Source organism: Microbulbifer sp. GL-2, assembly GCF_007183175.1.
In the GTDB taxonomy this organism is placed as follows: Bacteria; Pseudomonadota; Gammaproteobacteria; order Pseudomonadales; family Cellvibrionaceae; genus Microbulbifer.
In genome coordinates this window covers 166,719-180,945 of record NZ_AP019807.1, presented here as the reverse complement: position 1 = coordinate 180,945, position 14,227 = coordinate 166,719, and the positions used below count along the sequence as shown (strand labels likewise).

The window sequence follows — 14,227 nt, the reverse complement described above, 5'->3', positions numbered from 1 at the left end:
ATTGTAATTATGGGTGTTGATGAATATGAATAGCAGTATTTTTATCCCGAATGACCCGTACTTTGATAGTGTCGCAAGCAGGGAGTGGAGCAAGGCCTGATGGAGGCTCCTTAGGGGCTGATAAACAGTTTTCGTCGGTAGAGCCAGTGGAGAATAATCCACTGTACCGCCAGCACACCGATAACAATCACCAGGTTCCCGGCATCTGCAGAAGAAAATACAGAGGCAATGCCGCCAAACAGGCTTTTGCTCGTGTAGGTCCAGTTCATCAGGCTGCTGGCCATATATACCAGAATGGCATTGCAACCGATCACAGCAAACAGAGTGGTAAACAAGCGCCACTTCCATATATCCGCAATCAGATAGAAGCAACCGAGGAACAGCAGGCTGCAACCAATGGTGACGAGGGTGAAAGATCCCGTCCATAAGTCTTTGTTCACCGGGTAAATCAGGTTCCAGGTCCAGCCGAGTGCGAATAGGGTGATACCCGCGAGGAACAATCCCTTGAGCAGTTTACCTGGCCGGTCTCCGTGCAGATGCAGCCAGCGGCCGGCAAAAACGCCAGCGAGAGCATTGGCGACGGCGGGCAAGGTAGACAGTAGCCCTTCAGGGTCGTACGGCTTGCCTTGATAAGTGATGCCCGGCAGGCAGCATTGGTCTACTGCAGCGTTAATTGATCCCGAGATACTGAAATCCCCCAGCCCGAGTTGCAGGAGCCAGTAGCCAAACAGGATACCCGCAAAAATCAGGTATTGGGCGATGGGGCGACAGTGCCAGACAATCAGTGCGGCAAAGAACCAGGCAAAGCCAATGCGGGCGAGAACACTGGCATAGCGTATTTCGGACAGGTCGGGGGGAACACTTGCGCCCCAGCCGTGGTTATAAAGCACCCCGAGACCCACAAGAATCAGCAGTCTTTTGATCGCTTTTTTGTATGCGCTCTGGCGTTGTTGTGGCGGCTGGCCCCGCAAGGTTTTATTGGCCAGACCGAGGGTAACTCCGGAAAGAAAGATAAACAGTGGGAAGATCAGGTCATACAGGGTAAATCCATGCCATGTACTGTGCTGCATCTGCGCCTGTCCCCATGCAAAAGCACCGAGCCCGGTCAGGGACAGCAGCGGGGCGAACAGGGATTCGCCCCCAATAATCCAGAACATATCAAAGCCACGCAAGGCATCGACGGATGCCAGGCGCCTGTGGCTAGTGGGAGAGTAGTTGGTCTGTTGTTGCATGCTACCGCTTGATTCCGTACCAGGATTCATGAGTGCGAGGCAGTCATTGTTACGCGTGCAGTTCGGGAAGTTGCGCTTACGAGCATGAGAAAAATTCCTTGGTCAAAAATAAAAAGGCCCCGGAGACCGGGGCAAGTACAGGAGTAATAACCTGTAACGTCTTCAGAGAGAAATTGGCAACATCCTGTTGTAACAGCGGAGGGCTTCCTGCCCCCGCTAAAACTCAGTTCACGTTGCAGACAAATTCCCAGCTGCCATCGGGGCTTCCTGGAACCGAATTTGTCCACCACTTGGCTCGGTATACGCTGTCGTCATGAATGACTTGTTGACCGCCGCTGGCGTGATCGCCGGAGGGCCACTGTGGATAGGTCACCAGTCCGCTGGTATCGATACCGGCGTCGGCGCAGCTGGTCCCTCCGCTGCCTCCGCCAGTGCCGCCGTCGCCACTACCCGCAGGCGTCGCCAGAGGCAGTTCCGGATGCTCGAATGCCAGTGCGTACGTTGTACCGTTCACGGTGGCTGTGTAGGCCTGGGGGCCTGAAACGGGCAGGTAGTAATTCAAGGTCATATCCCAGGTCTCGCCATCGGCAAGATCCTGCCAACCCGGCAGGGCGAAGCGCACGCGGTGGAATTCGTTCTCAAGTCCACCGACATTGCCGCCACCGGAATTGGCGCCATCCTCGATGACCTCAAGACCGGCACCGCTCTGATCGGTAATGATGTTGGATGTCGACGTCGGCATATCGAACTCAAATACAGTACCGCCGGGCAACACACCACCGGTGTTATTGGTGATGTACAGCTTGGGGTTCAGCGGGTAGTTCTGGTCGCCGAGTTTAAATCCGGAAATTTCAATGCCCACATCGATCGCTTCGGACGGAGTTACGCGATCACTGCGCTGCTCGCGATAGGGCACCGCACTGGCAAATTTGTCGTAGGCGAGGGTCGTCAGGGTGGAGCCCATATAGTACTCACCCTTGGCGGCATCCCAGTCGTAGTCACCGGCGAGTTCCCAGAACATGATGCCACCAACACCCTGGTCGATAACGTACTGTACCTTCGCGTCCATCGACTCTTCGTCTTCCGTGGAGATATACACATTCTTAGTGCTGTTCCAGAGCCACGGCGCTTCAGACACAGCATCGTAGTTACGTACGTAAGTGCCGACAAACGCATCGTCCGGGTCGCCTGCTGGATCGAGCCCGTAGTCCGTGACATAGGAACCGAGAATGCCATTTTCCAGATTTTTGGCATGCCACATGGGGTTGGAGCCCGCGCCCATTTCCACGCCGTTTTCGTCCAGGTCGTGCCACATGTTGTCGATGCCAATGGCGCCATAACCGCACTTGGCAGAGCCGCCGGTACCGGTCGGACAGTCGGACTGGTTTGGCAGTGCGGCAGAGCCGCCCAGGCCGTTGTTGCCACCGCTAACGCCCTGCCAGCCTCGGGTGTAGTAGGGAATACCGATATTAATGCGGCCCGGGGACATGGATCCGCGGAAGTACTTCACTGCCCAGTCGATATTCAGGTAGCCAATACCACCATACTGGGAAGTGGAGTAAACACTCGCTGCGGCCAGTTCCGGATCTTCACCGTTGTCGAACAGTGCGGAGTTATGGCCCACGTATTCATTCCACGCGCCGTGCAGGTCGTAGGTCATGATGTTGACGTAGTCCAGATACTGGGTGATCTGCATGGTTTCCATGCCGCGCAGCAGGTATCCGGAAGACGGCGAGGCGATGGTCAGCATGTAGTGGGTGCCATCTTGCTCACCCGCGATGTCCAACTTTTCACGCAATACACGCATCAGCTCCTCATAAGATTTCATGAGAGAACCGCGTAGCGGATTGGCGATGCCAAAGTCCAGCGGGTTGCCGGCATCGTTCATTGAGGTGGGATATTCGTAATCGATATCGACGCCGTCAAAGCCATACTGGCGGATAAAGTCCACGGCGGAGTTGGCGAACGTTTCAATGCCGGCATGGTTGATGCTGCCATCGCCATTGGTGGTCATGGTATAGAAACCACCATTGGCAACACGATCACCAGATTCGTTGAAGTAACCACCGGTTTCTGCCCAGCCACCGACGGAAACGAGGGTGCGCACTTCAGGATGCTGCTTTTTAAATTTATTCAGCAGGTTGAAATGGCCCTGATAGCTGAAGTCCGTATCCATCTCTGCGCCACTGACGCCAGGCCAAGTCATGCCGGTGGCAGGGTTGGCGGGATCGGCAGTATTGCCAACGGATACTTCGTTGCTGTCATTGATATGGGCGAAAGCGTAATTAATGTGGGTGATCTTGTCCCAAGGGATATCGTTCACCAGGTAGGAGGGCTGTCCATTGGCACCGTTTCTCCAACTGGTGAAGTAACCAATGATCCGGCGCGGATGATCGGCCCCCATGATCTCCCGGCCTTCCTCGGTATAGATATCGCAGTAGTCCGGTGCTGTCCCGGGGCTGGTAAACAAGCCATCGGGACGACAGGGGAAGTCTCCCGCTACGGGTTCACCGTTTACGGTGATTGAAACCTGCGCGGAGTCAGTGGACTGGTTAGCGGTATCGAATGCTCTCGCGAAAACGGAGGCGCTGCCGGGAGTGGCGACCCAATCGATACTAAACGGCGCACTGGAATCTTCGCCCACTTTCTGTCCGGCGACAAAGAACTCCACTTTGGAAATCGCACCTTCTGTATCGCTGGCTGTTGCAGTGATGCTGACACTGGTGCCTTTATCAAACACGCTACCGTCGACGGGATTATCCAGTGAGACCGTTGGAGGATTATCGGGTGTGGTGACGTTAATACTGGCTGAGGCCGATTGGGTGCTCTGGCCATCGTTGTCAGTGGCCGTTGCGTACAGGACATGGCTGCCTTCGGTCGCTGTCCACTCGATCGCGTAGGGTGCACTGGTGTCACTTCCAAGGCTGTTACCGTCGACGAAAAACTCTACCGAAGTGATGCTGCCATCTGCGTCACTGGCGCTGGCGGTGAGGGATACAGTCGCACCGGTATCCAATTGCGTACCGTCTATCGGGTTGTCGAGCGAGACGACCGGGGCTTGTGGACCGCTCGCGCTAACGGTGATGGTGACGTCCGTAGTAAACGCGTCCTGTCCCGCGTCGTCCACTATGCGTGCGCGCAACACCGGGTTGCCGGCAACGGCGGTCCAGCTGGTCTGCCAGGGCGCGCTGGTATCTGTACTGATAGAGGTACCATCGACGAAAAATTCCACGCTGACGACCTGGCTATCGTCGTTCGCGCCCACGGTAATGATAACGCTGTCATTTTCGCTAAATGTCATACCGCTGGTGGGGGCGGTGATGGAACCGGCTGGGGGCTGGTCAACAGCACCCTCACAGGCGCCCTTTAGCGTCCATTCCTGATACTGGCCGGAGAACTGCTCCGGGTTCTGGTTCTGTGTCCACCAGTTGGCCCGATAAGCGTTGCTGTTGTACTGGACTTCTGCACCACCGTTGTAGGCGGTTGCGGCATCCCAGTCCGGGAGGCCTGTACAGTCCACGGCATGCGCCTGGCCTGAGGCAAAGATCGCCACGGCAAGGCTGCCGAGCGCGAGAAAGTGTTTCATTGGGTTCACCTTGAGCAAATTATTTTTGTTGTTGGCCATCGGCAGTTAGGTGACGCGATTGCCAAAATGACACCGCTGTCAAAATATCATCGCTTATGGGGAATCGCAATGCAGAAAAGGATGAATTACTACGGGGTAAAGAGAATTAAAATGAAAGTTCCGCCACTGGAGTTGATATGAGACCCGTATCACCATCAAATCAGAACATTACGAGAATATGACTGAGGCAAGACATTGCGTCTTGTCCCCGGGGAAATACGGTGTGATCAACCTGAATCAAGGGGAGAAAACGAGTGGTACTGGTAGGTTGCTTTTCTACATCAAGCAGGGGCTTTACCGGTGGTGATCATTAGGGTTCATCGACCAGCTCGCCAGCTGTAAGGGAGGCGCACGAATAACAAAGTTAAATGGAAGCCTACATGAAGCCAATCAATCTATTGAGAAACCCAGCCCTTCTGGTGGTAGCAATCGCTGAAGCGTCTGCTTCGGCAATATTAACGGGTGCCTGAGATCTACCCGGCCGAGTACCGCTTGTACGTGAGGCAAGTTCACTGGTTGACAGCGTTGTCTTTTTCGTTATTGTGGATCCTGCAATCACTGGTGCCATAACAAATAAAAAAGGACTCCCATGCTTTGCGCTATCCTCTCCCTAAATAAGACCAAGCTAAGAATTTCAGTCTTTTCCCTGGCCTTGGGATTGACGATCGCCCTGACCGGTTGCGGTGGGCACGACAATCCGGAACGGGGTTCGGCCCGGCAGATTGCCGAAGATTTCTCGGTGCAGTTGGAAGTGCTCACCAACTACCAGGCGGCTGGTGACGAACTTGCAGAGCGTTGCAAGCGCGAAGGTGGCAGCGGGGCAATTTGCTCGACCTACCGGATATCGCTGACCAACGCCGGCGAGGCCGCTTTGGCACCGGGTGCTTCGGAATGGAGTCTCTACTTCCACAGTGTGCGCCGCACTCTGGCGCTGATAAATCGTGACGATTTGCGCCTGGAGCATGTCAAGGGAGATCTGCACCGTTTGGTACCGCTGGCCCATTTCCCTGGGGTGGCACAAGGGGAGACGCTGCAGCTCGATTTTCTCGCCGAGTACTGGTTCCAGTTCGAATCTGACTTTATGCCGCGCCTGTTTACCGTCGATGCGAACGGACAGGCACAGGTTATCCAATCCACCGACTCCAATAGCATTGCCGAACTGGTACTGCCGATTGAGAAAAACCACCCCGAGAATTGGAAGCGGGCATCCACGGATGCCAATGTCCTGGCGACCGCAACCAGTCGGTTTGAGGAGTTTTCCCGGCGTGGTGTTCAGGAAGGTGATCAGTGGCAGTCCCGTATTATCCCCAAGCCCCTGAAGCTCGAAAGTCGTGGTATTGCCGTTGATATCAGTGCGGGTCTTTCTGTGGATGGGGGGGCGTTATCGACGGCGACCCTCAACGTTATAAAACAGCGTCTGGATGCCTTTGGCCTCGTTGGTGAAGGCGCCGGAGCCTATCCCGTATCAGTGGTGATCGATACAAAGTTGTCTGCGAATACTGCAGAATCTTACCGGCTTGAGGTGGGTGAGACAGGCGCTTTGGTGACCGCTGCGGACCAGTCGGGCGCCTTCTATGGACTTCAGTCATTACTTGGCCTGATCAATGTACGCGCCGGCACGCTGATGACAGCCCGGGTTGAGGATGCACCGCGTTTCCCCCATCGCGGGCTCTTTCTCGATGTAGGCCGTAACTTCCATAGCAAACCGCTGGTGCTCAAGCTGCTCGACCAGATGGCGGCTTATAAACTCAACCGTTTCCACGTCCACCTGTCTGAAGATGAAGGCTGGCGCCTGGAAGTGCCCGGTCTACCTGAACTCACCGAGATTGGCTCTCGCCGTTGTTTCGACCTGGAAGAGAACCAGTGTCTTTTACCCCAGTTAGGCTCTGGCCCTAATACGGATAACAATGGCAGCGGCCATTTCAGTGTCGAGGACTACATCGAGATTGTTCGCTATGCCGGTGAGCGTCATATCGAGGTGATCCCCGAGTTTGATATGCCCGCCCATGCCCGTGCTGCGGTTGTTTCGATGGAGGCGCGTTATCGTCGTCTGGTGGAATCAGATCCGGAAGCGGCTGCGCGCTACCGACTGATTGATGCAGAAGACAATAGCCGTTTCCTGTCGGTCCAGTTCTACGACGACAGCTACGTTAACCCCTGCATCGACTCCACCTACCAGTTTGTGGGCAAAGTGATGTCTGAGGTGCAGGCGATGCACGCGCGCGCAGGCTATCCGCTGCAAAGCTGGCATTTCGGTGGGGATGAGGCCGTCAATATTTTCGCCGGTGACAGCTTTGAAGATGCGCCAGGGCAGGACCCCGCCAAAGGAGACGTTGACGCTGGTGCTCGCAAGCAGCCGTGGTCGGGCTCCCCTCAGTGCCAGAAGCTGGTTGCCAGTGGCGCGCTTGCGGACATCTCGGAGCTGGGTAGCTACTACGCGCGCCGTGTTGCCTCTCTGGTCCATGATGCGGGGATTTCCACGCTCGGCGCATGGAATGACGGTGTTAAAGCTGTAAAAGATGCCGGCGAGGAACTTGCGACAGAAAACAGCTATGTCAACTCCTGGGCCCCGCTGTTCTGGGGTGGTGGTGATGAAAGCTCGCATTTCGCCGCCGTAGGATTTGACGTGGTGCAGTCTCACTCCGACTTTCTGTACTTCGATATGCCTTACGAGGTCGATCCGAAGGAGCTTGGTTACTATTGGGCGTCACGCCATACCGACACAAGGAAGACTTTCAGTTACACCCCCCTGGTGACGGCCCAACTGGCAGAAGTATCTACTGATCGCGATGGCAATGCCTGGTCGGCGAAAGCGGCAGATGAAAGCTTTGCCAACAGCGTACGAGGTATACAGGGGAATCTGTGGAGCGAAGTGGTGCGCACCGATGCGCAGGTGGAATATATGATATTCCCGCGGCTGCTGGCCCTGGCCGAGCGGGCGTGGCACCAGGCATCCTGGGAGTTGGATGCGGTCCCGGGGCAGGAGTTTTCTGCTGAGAGTGGTCTCGTTGATGTTGCCGCTTTGGAGGCGGACTGGAGAGGGTTTGCAGCCGCGCTGGGGCACAAAGAGCTATTCAAGCTGGATCTTACCGGGATAGGGTATCGCATTCCGGTGCCAGGAGCGTTGAATGACGCAGGGCACCTAAAAGTTGCCCAGGCCCTCCCAGGGCTGGTCACCGAATACTATGATGGTGAATCCTGGCTCCCCATCACATCCGAGACACCAGCAGAGAAAGTAGATGCCATTCGAGCGCGTAGCGCCGATGGCCGCCGCGTCAGTCGCGCTGTATCTTTCAGTGGTGTGGAAGAGGCATTGTAATCTTCCAACTCTTGGGCTCCGGTGCGGGGCCCTTCCTTCCGCACCTCTCCTTTCACTCGATACTGTTCCCCCGGAACGCTTTATCGCCACCATTCTTAGCAGGAGTTCAACCCCGAGACCTGACCCGAGGGATTGCAGCATGATGATGATTGGTGATCAGGCGGGGAAAACCAGTGCGCGGGCCACACGGGCTGGAACCGATGCACCACTGTGGAGTTCGGGCTGGGCGGGGAGGCTGGCTTCTACGGTTTGGCCGTCGGTCAGGGTTAACTGATAGAGACACTGTTCGCCAAGAAAGTCGCGCTCTGCAATCGAGACCGGCACGGCGTACTCGTGCTCCCCTATCTCGATGTCTCCACTGCGAACAAAAACCTTCACCCGGGTACCAGGTTGAAGAGTGTTCTCCGTTGTATTCATCAAGCCCATCGGGGTTTGTACCAGCCGGCTGCCAGTGACCACTCCGGTTAACAGATTGCCGCTGCCGGTCAGACGGGCGACGTCGACATTGGCGGGTGCCTGATACACTTGCTCCGGTGTATCCCATTGTAACAATTGCCCCTCTCCCATGACGCCCAGCTTGTCTGCGGCGACAAACGCTTCGTTACGGTCGTGTGTTACCAGCAGGGCCGAAGTCCCCGTTTGCTTGAGGATGTGACGTACTTCACTGGCGAGACTGCGGCGCAACTCGGTATCCAGGTTGGAGAAGGGCTCATCCAGAAGCAACAGCTTGGGGCGTGGTGCCAGCGCTCGAGCCAGAGCGACACGCTGCTGCTGGCCGCCGGATAATTGGTGCGGATATTGTTGCCCGAAGCCTTCGAGCCGGACTAGCTGTAGTAGCGATTGGGTGCGGGATTGCCGCTCGCTTTTTGGCATCGACTGGATGCCGAAGGCAATATTCTGCTCAACAGTAAGGTGTGGGAAGAGGGCATAGTCCTGAAATACCACCCCAATTTTCCGCCGCTCTGCTGGAACCTGTATCTCAGGGGAGGAAATCACCCCCCCAGATAATTGAATACTCCCCTCTGTAACCGGCTGAAAACCGGCGATGGCGTGCAACAGCGTGGTTTTGCCGCAACCGCTGGGGCCCAACAAACAGGCAATCTCCCCTGCCTGTAAAGCAAAGGAAACTGATTCAATAACCACCTGCTCGCCGTAGCGGCACTGTAGGTTTTCAATAGAGAGTATGGGATGCACGGGTTTTCCGGTAGTTTGGCTTTTAAACACTTTGGGCAGCTTTTGGGTGCAGTTGCTGATCATAGTTATCACTAAACTAACCGGTAATCAGCCCAGAGTGAAGCATACTTTTAGCAGTGCAGCGGAGGCTCGTTTGTAGGACCAGAGGTTGGGTGTTTTTTAAGCAGATGGGCTGTTAAAACACCCACCATAAACCCCGTTTGTTAATGTATCCATTCTCGTAGATATTGAGATTCGTCTATTCCAGAATCACAGTGATCAGCTGAATAGTATCGATATCTAATTGTAAAATAAGCCGGTCCAATTCAGGTTATACCATCGGCTACAGCATAGAGATCTTGAGCTGTCTAATGCTTATTGGCAAAGGTTTACTTTAATGCTTTGCTTTACCGCCAACCATGTTGATCACTTTTAGAACTCCCCCCGAATAACCGCTTAACAAAACCGGAAAAAATATCTGCAACTATATCCTCTTTGTCGATAGAGTCCTTTTCTCGTAGCCTCTCTGCCTTTTTGTCCAGTTGTGTGGCCGTATAATAATTATTGTCTATTCTAGCGTTTTCAGCCTGTGCTTCTAGCTCATTAGCTTTCGCACTTCTCTCATATATGTTAGAGGTAGGAACACACCCGGAAATGAATATAATTGACAGAGTGAAAAATAGTCTTTTCATGCTAGGCGAAACAAATTTGAGATTCATATTATTTTAATGGCAGGTGTTGGCTTGTATAGTGTTGCCAGCAATATACCATAGTTGGATGCAATAACCCTTTATACGTTTCTTGCCATATCTTTTAAAGTTCTCTTCTTACCCATGGTACACTCCCGTGTTAGGTTGAAACCTAACTATACAGGGTGTCTACTAAACGTGGGTAGGTCTTACCCTTAACACTGCGGCCAAATTCACTTTGCCACTACAATCATGAAGTTTGTTTTTTCATCTTTGCTTTGTGGTCACTTATTAATAGGAAATAAATCCATAAGGTCGATATCGCAGCAAAGAAACACCAGGTTGATACCCAGGTTTCACGCTGAGTTAAGTAGACGATAACACCGAGTAGCATGACAAGTGCCCAAAACTTTCTAAAAATTTGATTGCTCGATAATAAAAATAAAAAACCAAGTGAAGAATAAATAATATGTCCTGCTGTAATGGAGAACAACCTGTCATTGGACGTAATGTAACATAGGCTATGCCCACATATACTCGTTTTTACTAAATGTCTTGGTCCTGTTTCTAATAGGATAGGTATCCAAAGGTATAACCCAAAAACAAAACCTATGATGATTAATATAATAAAAAAAATTTTTTTCCATTTTTTTGTCTCAAGGCTATAGGCTACGATGGGTATCCAAATGAGCCAGAAAAATAGAGCAAAAAATAAAAATAAAATAGAGGATGCTTTCGTCAATGATATTAGATTTTCATTGTACCCAATCCATACCACGCCTTCACTCGCTTGCTGTAGCGCAAAAAGGAGAGGGGTGATCGCGAGTAACAAATAAGTTTTATCATTTTTTATAGCGTGTGTTGTACACAGGACGCCGCCGACAAGAAGCAGTGCAGCTGATCCGAATGATGCTGTGGCTGAAAAACACATAAGGGTATTCTCTGTATATAGAATAATGTATTTTAAGCCAGGGTCTTATAGCTTAATGTACAATATAACAATAGCTTTAACCTAGAGAAGCAGTTTACCTTCGCTAATTTGTACTAAACTCTTAAGTTCCTCTTTGAAGACTATACCAACTTCAGGGCTTTCAATTTACCCTATGAATGAAACCGAAAATATCAACAAAGATGCACCGAGTTTGCCTATGGAAGCCGATGCTTATACAGTAAAGTCTATGTCGAATGGAAGCCACATGCTAGTGTGACGCCGCTGAGTCACTTGCCATTCTTTATTCAGCTATTAACGTTGGTCATCGTTATGTCCCATGGGTTGGGGGCAGTTCGTTGCATATTAGATTAATAATGCTCCCACTAAATAAAATCTAATTGGGGCACTATTCTTATTGGTACTCTCCGGTCATACACGTTACGCGTAATTAGCGAGGATCGCCAATGACCCCAAGATAACGGAGTTATTGGATATGACTAAGGTGGTTAGCGATGACTCAGCCTGCCGTGCCTTGCTCAAACTGGCAGAAAAACTTGCTAAACAATGGTTGTAGTAATATTTGCTTAGAAGTTATCGTCCCCTATTAACGTCACCTGGGATTTTAGACGCGTATGCCTCAGTTAAACCGATCTACGGTAAACAAGAACTGGCAGTCAAAAGCTAACACGAACATAAACCTGTTTTTCCTTGTCATACTTATCAAAATTATATGATCGAGAAGTGCGACTCATTTTTGATGTTGAGGTCAAGGTGGGCAATCAAGGCCATTTGAATCACACATGGTCGGATTATTGGTCATGCTCGATTGCAGGGTAGAAATTCATAACGGATATGGAACCGCCCATTGCGGACCTGCAGGATGTGTCAGATTTGGTCTAAACTAACTCATATGATAGCCGGAGCCGGATGCAGTAACTCGTTATACATTTCTTGTTACATACTTTAAAGTGCCTCGTTCTGCCCGGCTAAGTACGGGTTTACACCATTTTTCTAACCTAGCTCCCTATCTCTTAAAGTTCTTGCTTGCCTCATCTAATGTGAGGCAGACAATAAGATCTGAGTTTATATCCAAGGAAAATCCATCTCAATTGCACATTCATAATCATCTTCTCAGAAGCAAACTGGGCAAATCAAACACTTATCCGGCTCTACAAGTGAATAGTAATCGCAGCATCCACACTGGATTGGATGATCGCCTATTTAAAATCAGTGAATTTTATAAAAGCTACATTTGGCTTCACTCGCAAAACGTATAATGCCGCCGGCCCGGAGTAGTTGACAACGGGCTGCAGCGTGGCGCTCTCGATATGGTTAGAGGGCCTCTGGAATGGCGGCCACCCCTTTTACTGAGGGTGTACTTGCGCGAACTTTGAAAAAATTGGCGGTGTCGATAGTGAGAACGCCTACCAGGCACTGGCTGAGCTACTTGAGTCTGAACACTGGCCGGTATCGAGACGGAAGAAGTGAGGAAGGGCCATCTCACAGGAATGGCGGATTGATGGCGTATTGCTATTGGAGGAACAGTAGGTAGGTTACTCCGCGGCGATGGCGATTCCGAGTGGGTGATTGGAGCCCCCGTTTGAGCCCGAGAAGGTGGTGGAGGATGTCAAGTTATGCAAGATTATCGATTCAACGAGAAGCACCTCTTATCGTAAAAAGCAACAAATGTTGTTTTTCAAACTTTACTCCTAGTAGTTTAGTTATTTCATCTTATGGCAATTTATCAGTATGCGGTAAAAATTAAGTCTCCAGTTGGTAGCCGTTTTAACAACAAAGCTTTAAATGTCATACCTCTGTTGCCTTTTGCGTATAAACATAGGATGTTGCGCGTGAGAAGCTGTTACGGAGAGAAGTCAGGGCTTGTCGATAGAAAGTAGAGGATTTACTTATGAAGACATTAACCCCCATCGCCGCAGCTATGTTAGTAGCATTTAGCGTAAATACTTTTGCGGATAATAATGCCGCCATACTATTTCAGGTTGGCAGTGGCAATATGGCCGCTACTGATCAATCAGGGGTGACTGTCCACAATAACCTAATTGTGCAGACTCAAATTGGAGATTCTAATGATTCAGATGCATCTCAAACTACCGGTACTAATAACAGCGTGACAACGCATCTACAAGTTGGAGAATCAAATTTCACAATATCTGCTCAACAGAATAGTACTTCGCTTAGTAGTATTTTGATCAATCAAACAGGTGAAATGAACGAAGCTGAGGCTGAGCAAGATGGGGTCACGGCTAGTAGTGCTCTTGTCAATCAAGTGGGCTCTATGAACAAAGCTGGGGTTTTCCAAGACGAGGTTACGGTTAGTAGCGCCCTTGTTAATCAAGTAGGTTCTATGAACGAAGCTATGGTTGAGCAAGAGGCGGGAGTGGTTGCAAGTATCAATTCAGTCAATCAAGTAGGCTCTATGAACGGAGCTGTGGTTGAGCAAGAGGTGGGAGTGGTTGCAAGTATCGCTTTCGTAAATCAAATAGGCTCTATGAACGGAGCTAACGTTTTCCAAGAAGAGGTCACGGCTAGTAGCATTTTTGTCAATCAGGTGGGCTCTATGAACCAAGCTGATGCTATGCAAGTGGAGGGAGGAGTGGTTGCAAGTATCATTTTAGTCAATCAAGTAGGCTCTATGAACGTAGCTGAAGTTGATCAACGGGCGGGAGTGTTTGCAAGTATCGGTTCAGTCAATCAAGTAGGTTCTATGAACTTAGCTGAAGTTTTTCAGCAGGATGGAATGATTACAAGTAGCGCTTTTGTCAATCAAGTAGGCTCTATGAACGAAGCTGAGGTTGCTCAAGAGGTGGGGGTGGTTGCCAGTATCGCTTCAGTCAATCAAGTAGGCTCTATGAATGACGCTGATGTTTTCCAAGAAGAGGTCACGGTTAGTAGTGCCCTTATTAACCAAGTAGGCTCTATGAACAACGCTGATGTTTCCCAAGAAGAGGTCACGGCTAGTATCGCCTTGGTCAATCAGGTAGGCGCGATGAATGATGCGACTATCATGCAAACAGATGCTGCTCTTAGCTTTGCTTCGACTACCCAGATAGGCAGTAACAATATGCATACAACAACCCAAACCGGTGTTGGTCAAACCGCTATAGCCGTACAGATTGGTATCGGTAATATGGGCACTATTGTCCAGTAGCAGTTTCCCCCTCCCCACTTGCATGACGACCTCTTAAACAAACTGAGAGGTCGTCATGCGCCTGATTCTACTTACTATATTTCTTCGAA

At 51.2% G+C, this 14,227-nt stretch carries 6 protein-coding genes; 2 read left to right on the top strand and 4 right to left on the bottom strand.

From position 1 onward, the window contains the following. Positions 1-110 precede the first annotated feature (110 nt). Together nagX and GL2_RS00775 are read right to left on the bottom strand one after the other, a co-directional pair. A complete protein-coding gene (gene nagX, locus GL2_RS00780) occupies positions 111-1,232 on the bottom strand; it encodes a transmembrane glucosamine N-acetyltransferase NagX (RefSeq protein WP_143728839.1) in 1,122 nt (373 codons plus the stop codon). A 223-nt stretch (positions 1,233-1,455) separates the two neighbouring features. After that, positions 1,456-4,818, bottom strand: a complete 3,363-nt coding sequence (locus tag GL2_RS00775; protein WP_232053723.1) for a glycosyl hydrolase family 18 protein — start codon at positions 4,816-4,818, stop codon at positions 1,456-1,458. A 628-nt stretch (positions 4,819-5,446) separates the two neighbouring features. On the opposite strand from GL2_RS00775, the gene GL2_RS00770 reads away from it, so the two are divergent. Next, positions 5,447-8,176, top strand: a complete 2,730-nt coding sequence (locus tag GL2_RS00770) for a family 20 glycosylhydrolase (protein ID WP_143728837.1) — start codon at positions 5,447-5,449, stop codon at positions 8,174-8,176. A gap of 156 nt (positions 8,177-8,332) precedes the next feature. Here the strand turns inward: GL2_RS00770 and GL2_RS00765 are convergent, their stop codons facing one another. Then, positions 8,333-9,433: an ABC transporter ATP-binding protein gene (locus tag GL2_RS00765; protein WP_143728836.1), complete on the bottom strand. Its 1,101-nt coding sequence runs from the start codon at positions 9,431-9,433 to the stop codon at positions 8,333-8,335. Positions 9,434-10,288: 855 nt separating this feature from the next. Continuing rightward, a complete protein-coding gene (locus tag GL2_RS00760; RefSeq protein ID WP_143728835.1) occupies positions 10,289-10,969 on the bottom strand; it encodes a DUF6629 family protein in 681 nt (226 codons plus the stop codon). Between the two features lie 1,909 nt (positions 10,970-12,878). On the opposite strand from GL2_RS00760, the gene GL2_RS00755 reads away from it, so the two are divergent. Beyond that, positions 12,879-14,138 carry a hypothetical protein gene (locus GL2_RS00755; RefSeq protein ID WP_143728834.1) on the top strand — a complete coding sequence of 420 codons (1,260 nt, stop codon included), beginning with the start codon at positions 12,879-12,881 and terminating at the stop codon, positions 14,136-14,138. Positions 14,139-14,227: the final 89 nt, after the last annotated feature.

What these genes read in the sequence shown, in the direction of transcription:
- nagX (WP_143728839.1), bottom strand. Translation starts at nt 1,232, where the DNA reads ATGCAACAACAGACCAACTACTCTCCCACTAGCCACAGGCGCCTGGCA.
- GL2_RS00775 (WP_232053723.1), bottom strand. Translation starts at nt 4,818, where the DNA reads ATGAAACACTTTCTCGCGCTCGGCAGCCTTGCCGTGGCGATCTTTGCC.
- GL2_RS00770 (WP_143728837.1), top strand. Translation starts at nt 5,447, where the DNA reads ATGCTTTGCGCTATCCTCTCCCTAAATAAGACCAAGCTAAGAATTTCA.
- GL2_RS00765 (WP_143728836.1), bottom strand. Translation starts at nt 9,433, where the DNA reads ATGATCAGCAACTGCACCCAAAAGCTGCCCAAAGTGTTTAAAAGCCAA.
- GL2_RS00760 (WP_143728835.1), bottom strand. Translation starts at nt 10,969, where the DNA reads ATGTGTTTTTCAGCCACAGCATCATTCGGATCAGCTGCACTGCTTCTT.
- GL2_RS00755 (WP_143728834.1), top strand. Translation starts at nt 12,879, where the DNA reads ATGAAGACATTAACCCCCATCGCCGCAGCTATGTTAGTAGCATTTAGC.